Origin of the sequence: Salmonella sp. SAL03688 (genome assembly GCF_046551895.1) — a bacterium.
In the GTDB taxonomy this organism is placed as follows: Bacteria; Pseudomonadota; Gammaproteobacteria; order Enterobacterales; family Enterobacteriaceae; genus Salmonella; species Salmonella enterica.
The window spans coordinates 39,412-57,902 of the sequence record NZ_JBGDVI010000023.1 but is presented as its reverse complement, the minus strand read 5'-3'; the positions used below and the strand labels follow the sequence as shown (position 1 = coordinate 57,902).

Here is an 18,491-nt window from a genome sequence, read left to right as displayed (position 1 = left end):
TATGGACTTACGCGACCCGAATACCTGGATTTCGCACCTGCTGGAAAATCTGCCGGATGACAAACTGGCCTGCGCGCTGAAAGACGATGATCCTGACTGGGAATATATCGACGGCGAAATGCTTAAACTCGGCTCGCTGGCGCACAGCCAACTGGATATCCCGGAAATTCAGCGCCGGGGGCTGGTGATTCTGGCCTCGGAAAGCAAGGATTTTCGCCTGCTGGCCCATCTGCTGCGCACCCTGCAACATGCCGGCGATCCGCTGCTGGCGCTGCGTCTGCTGGCGCTGTACGTGGAGCATTACTGGACGGTGGCGGCACCACAAAATGCGGCACATAAACAGCGTTTCGCCACCCAGGTGCTGAAACGCTTTGAAACCGGCGTGGAGAGTTTCGCAGAGACAGCCCGTACCGCGCAGCGCGACAGCCTGCTGGCTGAACTGGCGAAACTGGCGCAGCGCTGGCAGGAGCAGAATATCCCGGCGCTGGCACAGGCCGTCGATGACCTCTCGTCGCAGTATCGCCGGGCATTTCGCGGAGCCGCCCCGGTGCCGCCAGCGGCTGGCCCGTCCACGCCTCCGGCTCCGGTTTCGGCCACGCCGTCCGCCCCGGTATCCCCGTCTGCGCCTGCGGCGGCGACGGCGCCAGCGGTGGATATCGACAGCCATGACGACAAAGCCTGGCGCGACACGCTGCTGAAAGTGGCCGCCATTCTCTGTGAGCGCCAGCCGGATTCACCGCAGGGCTACCGCCTGCGCCGCCATGCGTTATGGCAGGCCATTACATCCGTCCCCCAGGCCGAAAGCGACGGGCGCACACCGCTGGCGGCGGTGCCTGCCGACATGACCGCCGATTACCAGGCGCGGCTGAACAACGCCGATCTGGCGCTCTGGCAACAGGTGGAAAAAAGCCTGCTGCTGGCACCGTACTGGCTCGACGGTCATTACCTTTCAGCGCAGACCGCACAACGCCTGGGCTACACCAGCGCGGCAGAAGCCATCCGGGATGAGGTGGTTCGCTTTCTCGCCCGCCTGCCGCAACTTGCCACCCTGCTGTTTAATGACCGCACGCCGTTTATCAGCGAACAGACAAAGCAGTGGCTGGCGGCGTCTCCGGGCAGTCAGACAGCCCCGATGGTGCGGACCAGTGAAGACACCGAGGCCGTCCGCCAGTGTTTCAGCGAGCAGGGGCTGGAGGCCGCGCTGCGATACCTGGAAACCCTGCCGGAAGGCGATCCGCGCGATCGGTTCCACCGGCAGTATCTTGGCGCGCAACTGTTAGAAGAAGCCGGGATGGCGCAACTGGCACAGCAACAGTACCGGATGTTGTTTAAAGCAGGGCTGCGCATGACGCTGGCTGAATGGGAGCCGTCCCTGCTGGAACAACTGGAAAACAAACTCACGGCAGAACAGTAAGAGACAACAGGAGTTTTTGTGTTCAGATTACCGACACCCCGATTATTCAGCACACTGAGATCGGCAATGCCCCGGTTTAAGGTTTCTGCCGCCTGGCTGCTGGCGCTGGCGTGGATTTTGCTGCTGGTATGGATCTGGTGGAAAGGTCCGTCATGGACGCTCTACGAGCAGCGCTGGCTGGCCCCGCTGGCGAACCGCTGGCTGGCCACCGCCGCCTGGGGGTTGATTGCGCTGGCGTGGCTGACCGTCCGGGTCATGAAGCGCCTGCAACTGCTGGAAAAACAGCAGCGCCAGCAACGGGACGAGGCGCAGGATCCGCTCAGCGTGGAACTGAACACCCAGCAACGCTATCTCGATCACTGGTTACTGCGTCTGCAACGCCATCTCGACAGCCGCCGCTATCTGTGGCAGCTACCGTGGTATATGGTCATTGGCCCGGCAGGAAGCGGTAAAACCACGCTGTTGCGCGAAGGGTATCCGTCCGACATCATTTATGCCCCGGAGGCGCTGCGGGGCGTGGAGCAGCGCCGGTATGTTATCCCGCATGTGGGAAAACAGGCGGTGATTTTTGACGCCGACGGTCTCCTCTTTGAGCAACAGGATGCGGATATACTGCATCGCCGCCTGTGGACCCATATGCTGGACTGGCTGGCGCAAAAACGCGCCCGGCAGCCGCTGAACGGTCTGATACTGACGCTGGATCTGCCCGATCTGCTGACCGCCGACAAGCCACGCCGTGAGCACCTGTTGCAGATCCTGCGCGGACGTTTGCAGGATATACGCCAGCATCTTCACTGCCAGCTCCCCGTCTATGTGGTGCTGACCCGGCTGGATCTACTGCACGGTTTCGCCGCCCTGTTTCAGTCACTGGACCGCAACGATCGCGACGCCATTCTTGGCGTCACCTTTACCCGTCATGCCCATGAAAATGACGACTGGCGTACAGAACTGAATGCCTTCTGGCAGGCATGGGGCGAACGGTTGAGTAACGCCCTGCCGGAGCGGATGTTAGCCCCCGGCTCCCGCAGCTCTCTGTTCAGCTTTGTCCGCCAGATCCAGGGGGGGCGCGAGCCGCTGATCGCCCTGCTGAACGGGCTGCTGGACGGGGAAAATATGGATGTGATGCTGCGCGGCGTGTACCTCACCTCCTCCCTGCAACGCGGCCAGATAGACGATATTTTTATGCAGTCCGCCGCCCGTCAGTTCCGGCTGGGCAGCAGTCCGCTGACCGCCTGGCCGCTGGTGGACACGTTACCGTATTTCACCCGTAATCTGTTTCCGCAGACCTTACTGGCTGAGCCGAACCTCGCCAGTGAAAGCCGCGTCTGGCTGATGCAGTCCCGCCGCCGGTTGTCCGTGTTTTCCGCCACCGGCGGCATCGCCGCGCTGCTGCTGATTATCGGCTGGCATCACTATTACACTGACAACTGGCAGTCCGGCATTACGGTACTGGAGCAGGCAAAAGCCTTTATGTCCGTACCGCCGCCGCAGGGAATGGACGAATATGGCAACCTGCAGCTGCCGTTACTTAACCCGGTGCGTGACGCCACGCTGGCCTACGGCGACTGGGGCGATCGCAGCCGCCTGGCCGATATGGGGCTGTATCAGGGCAGGCGTATCGGCCCGTATGTGGAGCAGACCTACCTGCAACTGCTGGAGCAGCGTTATCTTCCGGCGCTGTTTAACGGCCTGGTCAAAGAGATGAATGCCGCGCCTGCGGAGAGCGAGGAGAAGCTCGCGGTATTGCGCGTTATCAGAATGCTGGAAGATAAAAGCGGGCGCAGCGACGAGGTGGTGAAGCAGTATATGGCGAAACGCTGGAGCGATAAATTTCACGGCCAGCGCGATATTCAGGCACAACTGATGTCTCATCTGGACTACGCGCTGAAACACACCGACTGGCACGCGGAGCGTCAGGCAGGCGACGGCGACGCCATCAGCCGCTGGACGCCGTATGACAGTCCGGTCGTGGCGGCGCAGAAGGAACTCAGCAAACTGCCCGTCTACCAGCGCGTTTACCAGAGTCTGAAAACGCGGGCGATGGGCGTGCTGCCCGCTGACCTGAATCTGCGCGACCAGGTGGGCGCCACGTTTGATCAGGTCTTTACCTCCGGGGATGATAATAAGCTCATTGTTCCGCAGTTCCTCACCCGTTACGGCCTGCAAAGTTATTTTGTCAAACAGCGCGACGCGCTGATCGAACTGACGGCGATGGATTCCTGGGTGCTGAACCTGACCCGCAGCGTGAAATACAGCGACGCCGACCGGGCGGAAATCCAGCGCCAGCTCACTGAACAGTATCTCAGCGACTACACCGCCACCTGGCGCGCCGGAATGGACAACCTTAACGTGCGCAATTACGAATCCATTGCGCAACTGACCGGGGCGCTGGAGCAGATCATCAGCGGCGATCAGCCGCTCCAGCGGGCGCTGACGGCACTGCGCGACAACACGCAGCCTGCCGTTCTCTCTGAAAAACTGGATGACAAGGCGCTTCAGGAGGCGATGGCGGAGCCGGATTACCAGTTGCTGACCCGCCTGGGGCATGAATTTGCCCCGGAAAACAGCACGCTGGCGATACAGAAAGACAAAGAAAACACTCTCCAGGCGGTCTATCAGCAACTGACGGAGCTGCACCGTTACCTGCTGGCTATTCAGAACGCGCTGGTGCCGGGAAAATCAGCGCTGAAAGCGGTGCAGCTACGGCTGGATCAGAACAGCAGCGATCCTATTTTCGCCACCCGCCAGATGGCGAAAACCCTGCCTGCCCCGCTCAACCGCTGGGTGGGCAAGCTGGCGGATCAGGCCTGGCACGTGGTGATGGTGGAAGCGGTCCATTACATGGAGATTGACTGGCGTGACAACGTGGTGAAACCGTTTAACGAACAGCTTGCCAACAACTATCCGTTTAACCCGCGCTCATCACAGGATGCGTCGCTGGATGCCTTTGAGCGATTCTTTAAGCCGGATGGCGTGCTGGACACGTTCTACCAGCAGAACCTGCGTCTGTTTATGGAAAACGATCTGAGTCTGGAGGACGGGGATAACAACGTGATTATTCGTGAGGATGTCCGGGAGCAACTGGATACCGCACAGGAAATCCGCGAGGCGTTTTTCAGCAGACAGAACGGCCTGGGTGCGCAGTTTGCCGTGGAAACCGTGTCGCTTTCCGGCAACAAACGGCGCAGCGTGCTGAACCTGGACGGGCAGTTAGTGGACTACAGCCAGGGCCGCAATTACACCGCCCATCTGGTCTGGCCGAACAACATGCGCGAGGGCAATGAAAGTAAGCTGACGCTGATAGGCGTCAGTGGCGGCGCGCCGCGTAGCATCAGTTTCAGCGGACCGTGGGCGCAGTTCAGGCTGTTCGGCGCCGGGCAACTTACCGGCGTTCAGGAGGGGACATTCAGCGTGCGCTTTAACGTGGACGGCGGAGCGATGGTGTACCGGGTACATACCGATACGGAAGATAACCCCTTCACCGGCGGGCTGTTCAGTCAGTTCCGGCTGCCGGATACCCTGTACTGAGGAGGCTGAAATGAGTCAGGACGCACTCACGCACATTATTGTTACCGGCCAGGATCCGCGCGGCCTGCCGGAGTTCAGCGCCCTGCGGGAAGAGATCAACAAATCGTCTCACCCGTCGCAGCCGGAGCTGAACTGGAAACTGGTGGAATCGCTGGCGCTGGCCATTTTTAAAGCCCATGGCGTGGATCTGCACACGGCCACCTACTACACCCTGGCGCGCACCCGCACGCACGGCCTGGCCGGATTTTGCGAAGGGGTGGAGCTGCTGGCGGCCATGATAAGCCACGACTGGGACAAATTCTGGCCGCAGGATGAGTCAGCCCGCACCGGGATGCTCGACTGGCTTAATTCGCGCACCGGTAATATTCTGCGCCAGCAGCTGTCCTTCTCCGGCGCGGACCTGCCGTTACTGTACCGCACCGAGCGGGCGTTACAGTTGATTTGCGACAAACTCCAGCAGGTGGAACTGAAACGCCAGCCGCATGTGGAGAACCTGCTTTATTTTGTGCAGAACACACGTAAGCGGCTTGAGCCGCCGCCGAAAAGCAGCGTGGACATTTCGCCGCAGACCACCGTCAGAACGTTGATCTACGCCCCGGAGAGTACGCAGCCCGTCACGGAGGAAAACCTTCCGCCCCTGCCTGAGTTGCCGGAAATGAAGGTGGAAGTCCACCACGGCGCGGTGGAGGATACAGAGCCTGTCGCCAGGGCCACGTCAGGCCGGACTATAAAAGGCTTTATGGCCGGTGTCGTCTGCGCTGCGGCTGTCGCTGCCGTCCTCTGGTGGTGGCAGGTGTACCCGATGCAACAGCAACTGGCGCAGGTCAGGGACACGGCGCAGGGCGCGGCAACGCTCTGGCTGGCTTCGCCTGAACTGGACAGTTACGGGCAACGGTTACAACAGCTTCCCGACGCCTCGCCGCTGCAACTGCTGGAGGCGGGGATGCAGATGACGCATACCGCAGACAGCCGCTGGCCGGAGAGTCTGCAACAGCAGCAGGCGACAGCGCAGTGGAATGAAATCCTGAAAACCCGCGCGCAAAGCAGCCCGCAAATGCGCGGCTGGCAGCAGGCGCGCCAGAATCTGCGTGACTTTGCTGACCTGATGATGCAGCGGGAAACGGAGAAGCAGGGCTTTACCCTCTCCTATATTAAAACGGTGACCTGGCAGGCGGAACGCCTGCTGAACCAGGAAACGCCGCTGGAGTCCCTGCTGACGCAGTACCAGGATGCCCGCGCTCAGGGACGGAATGCGGAGGTGCTGGAAAAACAAATTAATGAACGGCTGGATGGGGTGTTAAGCCGCTGGCTGTTGCTGAAAAACAATGTAGTGCCGGAAACGGCAACTAAAGCCCCCCCCGAAAATAATAGTTAAATCAAGGAGATTAACATGGCCAATTTAATTTATTTAACACTGAACGGTGAAAAGCAAGGATTGATTTCAGCAGGTTGTTGTTCCCTTGACTCTATCGGTAATAAAGCACAGTTACTGCACCTTGATCATATTATGGTATATGAACTGACACATGGGTTAAGTCGGGATCAAAATGTCAATCATCATTCAGTTACGATAAAAAAACCTGTCGATAAATCATCTCCTTTACTGGGAAAAGCAATTAACGATAATGAAATATTGACCTGCACTTTTGATTTTTATCGAACAAATCGATTTGGTATTAATGAAAAATATTACAAACTGGAATTAAAAAAAGCCCGAATTAGTGATATTAATTTCTCGATTGCGCATGTAGTCATTGACAGTGAAGCACAACCTCAGGAAAGTATTTCTTTTATATATGAATCCATAAACTGGGAACACTGTATTGCCGGGACCAGTGCATTCAGTTTATGGGATGAGAGGGTGTTTTAGTAAAAATTTTACAAATGAATGGAGGGTTGCACATGGTAAATCGCACAGCATCGGCACACAAAGGCATCCCAACAACAGAAAATCCGAGGGAAAGACCCCAGGTAAATACCCGGACAACAGGGAAAGGGTCTGGACACCCTCCCAAAAAACTCAGTCCTCTTGATGAGTGGAAGGCTGGCCGGGAAAAAGCGATTGGCAATCCTGACTGGTATATTTATGATAATACAATCAGGAAACTTGTATCTGAGATTAATCGGCATTTATCAACATCTAAAAACATCGAAAAATATAAGCCGCTGGACTGGAAATTGATTAAGGCAATGATATGGACTGAAACAGGTGCGACGGTAGCGGCGTGGAAAACGAGACCAATACAGATAGGAAACACAGGAGATGAGGGGATCAAAGAAGTGGTTATTCCTGCTCGCCCTAGAAAGTACAACATCATAATTCCGAAAACATGGAACACATATTTAATCAATAAGACAGATCTTATAAGGAGCAATCCAGAATATAACATCCGGGCGGGCATTGCTCTTTTAATGATAAAAATGTCAGAAACAGAAAAAGATAAAATTGTTTATGACAATGAAAATGAAGATACCTATGAAGTTGTTGAGGGTGATCGTGGTTATAGCTCCATAGCCAAGAAAATAGGTACAACACAGAGTGTTCTTACTAAACTGAATGGCGTTAAAGTCATTCACCCCGGAGATAAACTTAAGTATAAGAAAGCGCATCTGGAACAGTATATACCAGGATGGCTTTTATTTACACCTGAAAACATTCAAAAACAATATAATATAGACCCAACAAAAGCACAACCTGGTCATAGAGGGGATCACACCTATGCGGATAAAATCAGATTCACATACGCTCTCATTGTCGCAGATGAGAGTAAATAACGTTTACAAGGAATAATCAATGAACATAAAAAAAATTCTATGTCTTTTTCTTATATGTGGTGCAGCCAATGCGCATAACATCGATCCTGCGAAATGCAATAATGAGATACAACAGGATGACGTCTATTGGTGCCTTATGGATAAATACCAGCAAAGTGTTATCGCTTTAAAAAAAGAAGAAATTAATGCACAAAAAAGGCTGGAAAGATTCGATAAAAATGAAGGAAAGGAAAGAGGCCTTAATGAAGATAGGACTCTTGCATACGATTCTAACATTCACCTTGCAAGAATAACCTTCCCCGAACTTCATCGTTATTTTATCATTTACAGGGAAAAACAATGCGGCTATGCATCACTTAGTATTGGATCGCTTTCCGGTTATAGGGTTCCAATATCTTCATTATATTGTAAAACCGAGATGAATATTTCACAAATAAAATGGCTTAACGATTATATATAGAGGTTATTATGCGCAATAAGTTCCTTATTATAATTAATTTCATTATGGCATTTTTTTACTGTAACTATTTATTTGCAGAAAATGTTAACCATATCGTTATTTATGATATGCCGCAAGACTTACGGGATTTTTTTGAAACCGCTGATTCCTGTGAAGGATGGATAAGGGATTTTGATGTTCGTCAAGAAAAATTGACTTATCAGTTTGTAGAGGATTCGATTAAAAGAGACTGCTCAAACATTGAAAATAAATTACTCTCGATGAAAAACAAATACAAGAATAACAAAGATTATTCAGCAAGACTAACGGTCTATGATGATACCATCATAATATATGACGAGTATAAAAAGACGCAAATAAAAAATGAAAGTAATGAGTGATTTTGCGACTATCATTTAATGAGCTAGTGGATGTAGTTATAATGGCGGAGGAGATTCTAAGTATGCAGAAAAATTGCCTTATGTATATACATTATTTACCTCTGCAACAGGAAATAAAAATCAATGATTAGTATTGCACGGATTTTTATAATATTAGCCACGTTGATGTTTAGCTTTTCCTCAATCCATAGTACATATGCAAATAATGTTTATTATCCCAGTAAGAACAACTGTGAATCAGGAGAAGAGGCGGAACTTGTCGACTGCCTGAGAAATGAAGTCATTGAAAGCACTATAACGCTGAGAAAGGCCGAAGAAAATATCAGATTACGTATAAACAAATGGTCTGAAGTCAAAAATGCAGCACTGGATGATGCTATCCCGATTGCACTCTACAGACTGGATAAATCTAATCAAGAGTTTATTCGTTATCGTCTTGCTCAGTGCTCGTTTGCAGAATCATGGGGAAATGGTGTGGGGAGTTTTACTCGCATATATTTCTGTATGGCTGAACTAAACAGACAAAGAGCCGAACAATTGATGCATGCTGATATTCCTAATTATACAGAGGATACGAAATAATCATGACCCGTTTACTGTTATGCTTTTTACTTTTTGTGTGCAACTCATCATATTCACGCGAGGAGCCAGAATATTCAAAAACATATACCCCAGACGAGTATTATTATTTATCTTCTAAAATCCCAAAAGAAGTTCGTCAACTGATAATGAACGTAAATATGGCCCCCCCCTCGCCGCCATATTCAAGAAAGAGCTCGTACAGAAGTACGGGCTTTTTGCTTATATATCCCCCAAACCAAGGGGGGATGAGAACCACCGACCGGGGTTCGACACAAAAACGCCGGGAGCGTTTTTGAACAGAGCTTGCTCTGGCCCCGAAGGGGCGAGGTCCAGGGATGGGCTGAGTAGCGGCGCAGCCAGCTGGACAGACGACGAGCCTGCGAGGAGACTGCCCGAAGGGCGAGCGAAGCGAGTCAATTCCCCCCTCACCGCCATATTTAAGAAAGAGCTCGTACGAATGTACGGGCTTTTTTTCGCATTATGACCCGTCCATTGCCGGATGGCGGCACAGTTCACAGGCGCCTTATCCGGTCTACATAAGCGCAGCGCCACCGGGCAATAACACCACCATCCGGCTTTCAATTTTAGCCAAGAATTTCAGTGAGTTTTACTTTGCGCCCCTCGTTTGAGGAAAGCGTCGCAGCATCAGCGGTAGCAATGGCATTTGTCGCCGCTTCTCCCGTTAGCAATTTAGCAAACTCCTCGCCTGGCTCCAGACCGTTTATCACATCATGCAAGTACTGCATCTCCAGTTTCATAATTGATGAGAGCCACATCGGCGTACGTTTACCGGGTTTACCATAAGCGATTGCGCCATCCATCTCGCTGGATATGTTACCGTTGCGACGATCATCATCCTCCGCCTGGCTTTCATGCACAAGAAAGTGTGTTTTTTTGCCCGCTTTTATTAGATAACCCGCCGTGTTTTGCATATCAATGAGAATTGCACCTGTCGTGCCCTCAATTAATACATAGTGCTCAGGGTAGTGGAACGATGATCCCCACTGAAGTGTCGCGAAACGACCGCTTTCAAACTCAAGGGTGATTAGGACAACATCATCTTCATCACCAAATTTTTCACCTTTGTGCGCAACATTCCCCGCCGCCATTGAAACCAGGGATGGGGTTTCATCCATGATGAACAGTGTACAATCTAGCTCGTGAATGTGATGGTACAGATGCCCACCTGACTTTGCGCGAATCTTCTTCCATGAGATCTCATCCTGCACGTCTTCAAAACCATTACGTTTAGTGTGAACTTGTGTAACTTCACCAATTTCACCAGCTTTGATGAGCGCTTTAGCGTGGCGAACCCCGTGAAAAAAGTTCATAACGTGACCCGCCATAAAGGTAACACCAGCTTCTTTGCAGGCATCAACCATATCCTTACAATCCTGGTAATTTAAGGCGATAGGTTTTTCACAAAACACGTGTTTACCCGCTTTAGCCGCCGCAATGACTGGCTCTTTATGTAAGTAATTTGGTGAAGCAATAATTACGCAATCCACATCAGGATGGGTACAAAGCGCCTCCATCGTTGCAGTGGCGGCACAGTTCAACTCTTTCGCTATCGGAGCCGCATTTACCGGATCGTAAATCGCAGTGATTTTCGCCCCTTCAACCTTAGACATAAATCGCGCCAGTTCAGCGCCAAAATAACCTGTACCTACAACACCGTATTTCGTCATCATTTATCCTCTATTAAAATTCTTTTGTTGATTGAAAACTTTCACGACGTGCTTTTAGTCTATCCGGAATGGATAGGCCAATAATGAGTAGAATTGTTGCGGTCCAGAAAGCAACAATGAACGTTAGCGCAGCGCCTAGCCCCATTGTTATTCCAAGCCAGGTCGCCGCCATTGAATTGAATGTGCCTGATGTCGCAGCAAGATTATAAATCAGCCCGGTACCCAAACCACGAACCTCAAGAGGAAAGTAGTCGTAGAGAAATTTGGGAACCAACCCGCCAACACCTACGTTAGTCGCCATTAAACCGAATAAACATGCGCCCAGCAGTAAATAATTATCTTGCGGAATTCTGAATAACGGGAAAATGAATAAAAAGGACATGAGAAGACCAATACTGAACGTTTTCTTCAAACCAATTCTATCTGCGCACAGACCCCAAACGATATTTCCCAATACAGTGCCGAATGCCGCCGCCGTCATTAAATTAGAGACCACGCCCGTATCAAAGCCCTCTCCCGCCAAATATGTAGGCAGTAGACCAAAGATCGGCCAGTTTGCGCCGAAAATAGAGAACAGAACAATAAATACACATAATGTCAGTGGAAATTGAGCTCGATTAAATAGCCCTTTCATTGACAAAGAGAAAACTGACCAGGCACTTTGTGAATGCTTTCCGGGACCACTGAGTTTGGCTTCTTCCCACTCTTTAGATTCAGGAGCCCTGGCCCGGATGTAGATTACTAAAAGAACGGGTAGCAAACCGACAAAAAAAGCAGCACGCCAACCATACGCTTCGGCAAATGATGGCATAAAATAGGCTGCTATGATGTTACCAATACCGAAACCTGAAACCAGAAATGCGCTCGCTTTAGATTTTAAATGCTTTGGCCAACTTTCCACGGCATAAGTAGAAGCGCAAGCATACTCCCCCGCCATCCCCATACCGACAATGAAGCGACTAAGCGTCAGCATAATTACACCGGAAGCCAGGCCACTTAACCCTGTACCTACAGAATAGGCAACTATCGACCACATCATCAACGGCTTACGGCCAAATTTGTCTGCCAGCAGACCAAATAGCGCCCCGCCAAATGGTCGCCCAATAAAGGCCGCTGTGGCAAGGAATGCGCCCTCCATATCTGTCAATCCTAAGTCAGCCTTGATCAGATACATAATGTAGAAAATCAGCATAAAGTCGAAGCCGTCAAAAACGTAACCCAGCCATGCTGAAAATAAAGCATTTTTTTGTGGACGAGTTATCTCGCTATACCACGGGAAGAATTTTGCTATCACAATAAAACCCTTATTTGCTGTTACCGTCTGAAATGCTTACGGAATTAATTTTTAAGTCATATCAATTGCCGAATAAGACACAATCAACCGGCACTTTCCGACAACCGCCTGAGATCGTAGCTATGTAAGACGTATATTCATTGTTTATCATCCTTATTCGTAGCTACGTTAAGGACGTGAATACTCAAGACAAAGTCTAACGTTCTGTAACGTAGCCACGGGCTATAAGATTATCGACATGAATACTAAGCAAAGATTAGTACAGTAACTCTTTAACCTTTCTCAAAAGTGGTATTGTAATCCAACGCGATAACGGGTCTGTCTCTCATCGGTATTATTTCTCACCGCTACATTTCCGACCTCAACGTATGGTGTAAATGACTTATTCAGTTTCCAGGCTAAAGCCACATTATGTTCATAGTTTGTTTTTTTGTTATCAAATTTAATTTGATCGCTATCCATCCAGGTAAAGTTATATTCTAATTTCAACTCATCAAAAACATAACCTATATAAGTATCAAATCTATTCGTTTTCTCATCATCACTATAGTTAGCTGTCTTCCTTGCATAGTCATAACGGTAACGACCAGCCATATAAACACCAGAATCAAAATTATATTGCCCCCTTAAATAAGGCTTATAAATTGAAGTGTCTGGACCGCTTTCAAATATAAATCCAGGCTGCAAAACAAAATTGTCCGTAACTTTATAATTATAACTTACGCCCAGTTCTATAGCGTTTGCGACGAGATCGCTTAAATGCTTATCCTGCTCACCATCTACTCCTCCCGATTTAACGCTGGCATCGACATAAAAACCAATGCCGTTAGGAAGCTTTTCAATTATAGCAATACGGTCTTTATTAATTCTGGTTCTATCAGCATATTCATGCCGATAATCAAGGGTTGCCGCTTGTAGATATGATGAAAATGCTATAAACGAAACCATACCCAGAAGATATTTGTTGATTTTCATAAAATACTCCGCTCATCAATTAACTTTATTTTTGTATTTAAAAAATTATTTTATTAATAAATTACCATCACGCATGGTAAAGGAGGTTACAGACGAAACAGGTTTCCCTTTAGCATTTTCACCACCAATAAGGAAAACTTCATCACCATAACTTACTGATACACCATAGCCGAGAGGTTGTTTCATTTTACCCATATATTGCCAATGGCCATTAACCAAACCATAGACTTCATCTCGCCATTTTTTATTTATTCCTTCGTGGGAGTAAAACTTTCCATTGGTATAATTTTGTTTTGCTCCCGGAAAATTCGCGCCACCACCGACAAGCAGGACACCGTGACTATAGCCCGAAAATGCTCCGGCCAACCCTTCTTGCTGTTGTTCTCCAGGCGATGGCGGTAACTGGCTGTTCTTCAACCATGTTAGCTTGTCGTTATCCCACATGGCGCGGTAAATCACATCGGTACGTAAACCCGGTTTGAGCTCACCATTAATCAGCATCAGGAAATTATTTTCCATTACCGATGACGATCCTGCCGTCCCCGCGTCTGGCAGCTCACCGGCATTCTTCCATGTGTTCTCTTTAGCATTGTAGATAAATACGATTTTATTAAAAAAATAATCTTTGGCAGGTTTATTAAAATAATTATAGATGACTTTATTTTTTTCACTTTCATCCGCAGCCGCAGCCGCTATATCAATAAAATACTTATCAAAGATATGCTCATTAACCCCTCCGGTAATAAGTACCATCGTTTCGTTTAATTTTACTCCCGTATGCCCTGTTAATCCAACTGGAGATATAGTGTCAACTTTTTGCCATGTATTTTTCACCGGTGAGTATTTGTACACATCGCTATAAACCTGCAACGGTGATTCACTGTTTTTTTTCCCTACGCCACCAAAAACATAAAGCTCATCATTTAAAAATACCGACACGGATTGCTCACGAGCTCCACCAGGAAACGACTTTATACGCTCCCAGTCTTTATGTTGCTTTTTAAGATCAATTTTATACCAGGATGTCCCTGCGGTACCTAAGCCGACATAAATCACGCCATTATTATCAATAGCGCCAGTACCATTTTTCAGTGGTTCTGGTATATCAGGAAGCGTCGTTGCATATCCTGATGTGGTGATAGCGACTGATAAACATAGCGCCATTAGCGTCATCATTTTCTTAAAATTTTTCATCTGCATCCCCATGCGAAGAAATACAATTGGAGTAAAGCTTCATCATTAGTGATCTTATGGTGCACAATTTCAACAATGATAATGACAAAATGTGACCAAGCGCTAAAAATAATTACATGGGGTTATCATGTGCGAGGTAAAAGCACACCATGGTGATGTTAGAAGTGATTATGGGTGACCTGTTATGGTCAAACTCATTAGTGATAGCATTCGAATAAATACAACAAGAATTATGTGATGCATTTCATACTGGCTATCCCGTGGCGTATAAGCTCCTTCTGAGCATTTTATCTTTATGCCGGAAGCAGTTAATAAAATACAGCATGCTGCCATCAGAGTGAATTGTATTTGTCTTGTAGCTTCAGGTTATAGCCTCAAATCCGCTGGCGCAGTAATTGAATAACAAACATACCTTATGACTGTGTTCACATTTTTCTATCTTTTTGCTTGATGCAGCAACACTCCACAACATAACATAAAACGGAGCAAAACTTCAAAATATATAAGGCGGAACTGGATGTCACTATTAGCCAGGCTGGAACAAAGTGTACACGAAAACGGTGGGCTGATTGTCTCATGCCAACCGGTACCAGGCAGCCCTATGGATAAACCTGAAATTGTGGCTGCAATGGCACAGGCAGCGGCTTCGGCGGGTGCGGTCGCTGTGCGCATTGAAGGCATTGAGAATCTGCGGACTGTTCGTCCCCATCTTTCTGTTCCTATTATTGGGATAATTAAACGTGACCTTACAGGGTCGCCAGTCCGTATCACTCCCTATTTACAGGATGTTGACGCCCTGGCGCAGGCAGGTGCCGATATTATCGCTTTTGATGCCTCATTCCGCTCTCGCCCGGTTGATATTGATAGTTTACTGACACGTATTCGCCTGCATGGATTACTGGCGATGGCAGACTGTTCAACCGTGAATGAAGGCATAAGTTGCCATCAGAAAGGAATCGAATTCATTGGTACAACACTGTCTGGCTATACCGGCCCCATCACGCCGGTTGAGCCAGATTTGGCAATGGTGACACAACTGAGCCATGCAGGTTGTCGTGTTATTGCCGAGGGGCGCTATAACACGCCTGCACTGGCGGCCAATGCTATTGAGCATGGTGCCTGGGCAGTTACCGTTGGTTCCGCTATCACCCGTATCGAGCATATCTGTCAGTGGTTCAGTCACGCAGTAAGACGCTGAACAGGAAAAGAAAATGAACACGCTTACTATTGATATTTATGTCTCAGAGAATGATCCGACGTTAATAATGCTATCGGCAAATACGATACCCAGGCCTGAAACCTGTTTGAACACAATATCGGATAGCTGCTATTTCAGGTATCCGGCAGGACATACGTCTTGGCATCAGGAGCATAAATGCTCTGCCTTTTACATCTCATGATTAGCGTCATTGAGATTAACAAAAACTATTACTTGATCTGAATATCGTATCGTCTGAATGATGGGAAGATAAAAATACACAGACGATGACCGCAACTCTACTCAAAACCATAAGCAGGAAAGAACTATGATTACACATTCTTTCGGCATCGTTAATTATCTTGTATTATTTGGCTACCTCCTGGCCATGATGTTAGTCGGTGTCTATTTTTCCAGACGGCAAAAAACAGCAGACGATTATTTTCGCGGTGGTGGCCGGGTTCCTGGTTGGGCGGCTGGGGTCAGTGTATTTGCTACTACGTTAAGCTCAATTACATTTATGTCAATTCCTGCCAAAGCGTTTACTTCCGACTGGACGTTTATCATTGGTCAGTATCTGGCTATCGCAATTTTACCGCTGGTTTTTTATTTCTATATTCCGTTTTTTCGGAAATTGAAAGTCACATCAGCCTATGAATATCTCGAAGCACGGTTCGATGTGCGCTGCCGTCTATTCGCCAGCATGTCATTTATGTTGTTTCATATTGGACGTATCGCTATTATCACTTTCCTCACCGTGCTGGCCTTGCGCCCCTTCATTGCTATAGACCCGGTGATTTTGGTACTGTTGATTAGCGTGATGTGTATCATTTATACCTGGATGGGGGGAATTGAAGGAGTAATATGGACTGATGTTATTCAAGGCCTCTTACTTTCTGGCAGCGCGATACTGATTTTTATAGTGATATGTCTCAAAGTCCAGGGCGGCATTGGTGAAATTTTTACGGTGACGCAGCAGGCGGATAAATTCTTTCCGGCTACGCAGTTCAACTGGAGCTGGACGGAAAGCACAGTACCTGTATTGATGATTGGTTTTCTGTTTGCCAATATTCAGCAATTTACTGCCAGTCAGGATGTGGTCCAACGCTATATCGTGACTGACTCCATAGAGGAAACGAAGAAAACATTACTTACAAATGCCAAACTGGTTGCTGTGATCCCTGTTTTCTTTTTTGCTATCGGCTCGGCATTGTTTGTCTACTATCAGCAACATCCACAATTATTACCGGCGGGATTCAACACTGGCGGCATTTTACCCTTATTCGTGGTCACCGAAATGCCAGTCGGCATTGCAGGGTTGATAATCGCCGCTATTTTCGCTGCTGCGCAGTCCAGTATCTCCAGCAGCTTAAACAGCATTTCCAGTTGTTTTAATTCCGATATCTATCAGCGTTTGAGTCATAAAAAAAGAACGCCAGAAAACCGTATGAAAATAGCTAAGTTAGTTATTCTGGTCGCGGGCCTGATAAGTAGCGCGGCCTCGGTATGGCTGGTCATGGCCGATGAATCAGAAATCTGGGATGCATTTAATAGTCTGATAGGTCTGATGGGAGGGCCAATGACCGGTCTGTTCATGCTGGGCATTTTCTTTAAACGAGCAAATGCCGGGAGTGCGGTTTTAGGAATTATTATCAGCGTCATTACCGTGCTGGGCGCACGCTATGCCACTGACCTTAACTTCTTCTTTTATGGGGTCATTGGCTCGCTAAGCGTGGTGATCAGCGGCGTTATTTTCGCCCCGTTATTTACCCCGGCACCGCCATTGACGCTGGATGAAAAACCTGAACCAAAGGTGACATTATGATTTCATGATACCACGCTATACCGACACAGCACACGGTGACGCCAACGCGCGGGGCGACAATACCGGGCCAGATATAAACCATCCGTCAGATGGCGCGCTATAAACACCGTAAGAGCAAACAGATTACTCTCCAGTGATGTTCTGTCATAAGTTGGCAACGCGATGTAAATATTCCCCCTCCTTTACTTACATCGCGCTTTTTTTCATGCCGCAGACTTGATAGGCTCTGCTCTGTTCGATATTGCAGGCTTTGTGCCGCAATCAGCCCTCAAGAGCAGGAACTATATGGAGCCTCAACCCCCACGTCTTAAACCCGGAAAAATCCTTGACACTCTGGGTGCTATGCAAAAAAGCCTGACACGTGCCTCCCAGCGTATAGCGCAATATATTTTAGCCTTCCCCAGACAGGTGACACAGTCATCTATTGCCGATTTGTCGCGCGACACACAGGCCGGAGAAGCCACGGTTATTCGCTTTTGTCGCACCCTGGGCTATAAAGGTTTTCAGGATTTTAAAATGGACCTGGCCATTGAACTTGCCACTACCGAGTCTGATGACAGTAGTCCTCTACTGGATGCCGAAGTTAGCGAATCCGACGATGCCCACGCCATTGGTTTAAAATTGCAGAACACCATTAGTAATGTATTATCTGAAACGCTAAATCTGCTTGATATGCAACAGGTTCTCGGTGTCGTGGACGCCCTACGTCACTGTCACTCAGTTTATATCTTTGGTGTGGGCTCATCGGGGATCACGGCGCTGGATATGAAACACAAGCTAATGCGTATTGGTTTACGGGGCGATGCGGTAAGCAATAACCATTTTATGTACATGCAGGCTACGCTATTAAAAGCAGGCGATGTCGCGATGGGTGTCAGTCACTCGGGCACATCGCCAGAAACAGTGCATTCACTCCGATTGGCCCGACAGGCTGGCGCCACCACAGTCGCCATTACCCATAATCTGGGTTCTCCATTATGTGAAGAGGCCGATTTTTGCCTGATCAATGGTAATCGGCAAGGAATGTTGCAGGGTGACTCGATCGGTACGAAAGCCGCGCAGCTTTTCGTCTTTGACCTGCTCTATACCCTTCTTGTACAGTCCTCGCCGGAACAGGCCCGAGAAAGCAAATTACGGACAATGAATGCCCTGGACATGACAAAATAATTCCCTTCACG

At 48.8% G+C, this 18,491-nt stretch carries 15 protein-coding genes; 11 read left to right on the top strand and 4 right to left on the bottom strand.

The window, feature by feature from the left end; genetic code table 11:
• Window position 1 precedes the first annotated feature (1 nt).
• The 8 genes from tssA (at window position 2) to ACLJR2_RS19610 (ending at window position 9,139) form a co-directional block, all read left to right on the top strand.
• Complete coding sequence (gene tssA / locus ACLJR2_RS19645) at window positions 2-1,414, top strand: type VI secretion system protein TssA (RefSeq protein ID WP_000365802.1); 1,413 nt, start codon at window positions 2-4, stop codon at window positions 1,412-1,414.
• A gap of 18 nt (window positions 1,415-1,432) precedes the next feature.
• Entirely contained in the window at window positions 1,433-4,942 is a 3,510-nt protein-coding gene (tssM, locus tag ACLJR2_RS19640) for a type VI secretion system membrane subunit TssM (RefSeq protein ID WP_015632881.1), read from the top strand.
• Between the two features lie 10 nt (window positions 4,943-4,952).
• Complete coding sequence (locus ACLJR2_RS19635; protein ID WP_000076071.1) at window positions 4,953-6,317, top strand: VasL domain-containing protein; 1,365 nt, start codon at window positions 4,953-4,955, stop codon at window positions 6,315-6,317.
• 15 nt (window positions 6,318-6,332) lie between these two features.
• Complete coding sequence (locus ACLJR2_RS19630) at window positions 6,333-6,812, top strand: Hcp family type VI secretion system effector (RefSeq protein WP_001284962.1); 480 nt, start codon at window positions 6,333-6,335, stop codon at window positions 6,810-6,812.
• A gap of 32 nt (window positions 6,813-6,844) precedes the next feature.
• Complete coding sequence (locus tag ACLJR2_RS19625; protein ID WP_000248214.1) at window positions 6,845-7,717, top strand: LysM peptidoglycan-binding domain-containing protein; 873 nt, start codon at window positions 6,845-6,847, stop codon at window positions 7,715-7,717.
• A 19-nt stretch (window positions 7,718-7,736) separates the two neighbouring features.
• Complete coding sequence (locus ACLJR2_RS19620) at window positions 7,737-8,177, top strand: hypothetical protein (RefSeq protein ID WP_043991200.1); 441 nt, start codon at window positions 7,737-7,739, stop codon at window positions 8,175-8,177.
• A gap of 8 nt (window positions 8,178-8,185) precedes the next feature.
• Entirely contained in the window at window positions 8,186-8,557 is a 372-nt protein-coding gene (locus tag ACLJR2_RS19615) for a hypothetical protein (protein WP_001244612.1), read from the top strand.
• A gap of 123 nt (window positions 8,558-8,680) precedes the next feature.
• Window positions 8,681-9,139 (top strand): lysozyme inhibitor LprI family protein, encoded by a 459-nt coding sequence (locus ACLJR2_RS19610; RefSeq protein ID WP_000623374.1) that lies wholly within the window; start codon window positions 8,681-8,683, stop codon window positions 9,137-9,139.
• Window positions 9,140-9,723: 584 nt separating this feature from the next.
• Here ACLJR2_RS19610 and ACLJR2_RS19605 read toward each other — a convergent pair.
• From ACLJR2_RS19605 to ACLJR2_RS19590, 4 genes are all read right to left on the bottom strand, one after another.
• Window positions 9,724-10,830, bottom strand: coding sequence for a Gfo/Idh/MocA family protein (locus ACLJR2_RS19605; RefSeq protein WP_000988584.1), 1,107 nt, complete (start codon window positions 10,828-10,830; stop codon window positions 9,724-9,726).
• Window positions 10,831-10,840: 10 nt separating this feature from the next.
• Window positions 10,841-12,121, bottom strand: coding sequence for an MFS transporter (locus tag ACLJR2_RS19600; RefSeq protein ID WP_000560758.1), 1,281 nt, complete (start codon window positions 12,119-12,121; stop codon window positions 10,841-10,843).
• 282 nt (window positions 12,122-12,403) lie between these two features.
• Window positions 12,404-13,096, bottom strand: coding sequence for an oligogalacturonate-specific porin KdgM family protein (locus ACLJR2_RS19595; RefSeq protein WP_000700610.1), 693 nt, complete (start codon window positions 13,094-13,096; stop codon window positions 12,404-12,406).
• Between the two features lie 45 nt (window positions 13,097-13,141).
• Entirely contained in the window at window positions 13,142-14,302 is a 1,161-nt protein-coding gene (locus ACLJR2_RS19590) for an N-acetylneuraminate epimerase (protein WP_000525756.1), read from the bottom strand.
• 505 nt (window positions 14,303-14,807) lie between these two features.
• On the opposite strand from ACLJR2_RS19590, the gene ACLJR2_RS19585 reads away from it, so the two are divergent.
• From ACLJR2_RS19585 to ACLJR2_RS19575, 3 genes are all read left to right on the top strand, one after another.
• Entirely contained in the window at window positions 14,808-15,488 is a 681-nt protein-coding gene (locus ACLJR2_RS19585) for an N-acetylmannosamine-6-phosphate 2-epimerase (RefSeq protein WP_000054244.1), read from the top strand.
• Between the two features lie 328 nt (window positions 15,489-15,816).
• Window positions 15,817-17,313: a sodium:solute symporter gene (locus tag ACLJR2_RS19580; RefSeq protein ID WP_000628087.1), complete on the top strand. Its 1,497-nt coding sequence runs from the start codon at window positions 15,817-15,819 to the stop codon at window positions 17,311-17,313.
• A 285-nt stretch (window positions 17,314-17,598) separates the two neighbouring features.
• A complete protein-coding gene (locus tag ACLJR2_RS19575) occupies window positions 17,599-18,480 on the top strand; it encodes a MurR/RpiR family transcriptional regulator (protein WP_000433673.1) in 882 nt (293 codons plus the stop codon).
• The last annotated feature ends 11 nt before the right edge of the window (window positions 18,481-18,491 follow it).

Excerpts from the sequence above, each read along its gene's own strand:
- ACLJR2_RS19630 (WP_001284962.1), top strand. The coding sequence starts at position 6,333 with ATGGCCAATTTAATTTATTTAACACTGAACGGTGAAAAGCAAGGATTG.
- ACLJR2_RS19605 (WP_000988584.1), bottom strand. The coding sequence starts at position 10,830 with ATGATGACGAAATACGGTGTTGTAGGTACAGGTTATTTTGGCGCTGAA.
- ACLJR2_RS19635 (WP_000076071.1), top strand. The coding sequence starts at position 4,953 with ATGAGTCAGGACGCACTCACGCACATTATTGTTACCGGCCAGGATCCG.
- ACLJR2_RS19595 (WP_000700610.1), bottom strand. The coding sequence starts at position 13,096 with ATGAAAATCAACAAATATCTTCTGGGTATGGTTTCGTTTATAGCATTT.
- ACLJR2_RS19580 (WP_000628087.1), top strand. The coding sequence starts at position 15,817 with ATGATTACACATTCTTTCGGCATCGTTAATTATCTTGTATTATTTGGC.
- ACLJR2_RS19590 (WP_000525756.1), bottom strand. The coding sequence starts at position 14,302 with ATGGGGATGCAGATGAAAAATTTTAAGAAAATGATGACGCTAATGGCG.
- tssA (WP_000365802.1), top strand. The coding sequence starts at position 2 with ATGGACTTACGCGACCCGAATACCTGGATTTCGCACCTGCTGGAAAAT.
- ACLJR2_RS19585 (WP_000054244.1), top strand. The coding sequence starts at position 14,808 with ATGTCACTATTAGCCAGGCTGGAACAAAGTGTACACGAAAACGGTGGG.
- ACLJR2_RS19625 (WP_000248214.1), top strand. The coding sequence starts at position 6,845 with ATGGTAAATCGCACAGCATCGGCACACAAAGGCATCCCAACAACAGAA.
- ACLJR2_RS19615 (WP_001244612.1), top strand. The coding sequence starts at position 8,186 with ATGCGCAATAAGTTCCTTATTATAATTAATTTCATTATGGCATTTTTT.
- ACLJR2_RS19620 (WP_043991200.1), top strand. The coding sequence starts at position 7,737 with ATGAACATAAAAAAAATTCTATGTCTTTTTCTTATATGTGGTGCAGCC.
- ACLJR2_RS19575 (WP_000433673.1), top strand. The coding sequence starts at position 17,599 with ATGGAGCCTCAACCCCCACGTCTTAAACCCGGAAAAATCCTTGACACT.
- ACLJR2_RS19610 (WP_000623374.1), top strand. The coding sequence starts at position 8,681 with ATGATTAGTATTGCACGGATTTTTATAATATTAGCCACGTTGATGTTT.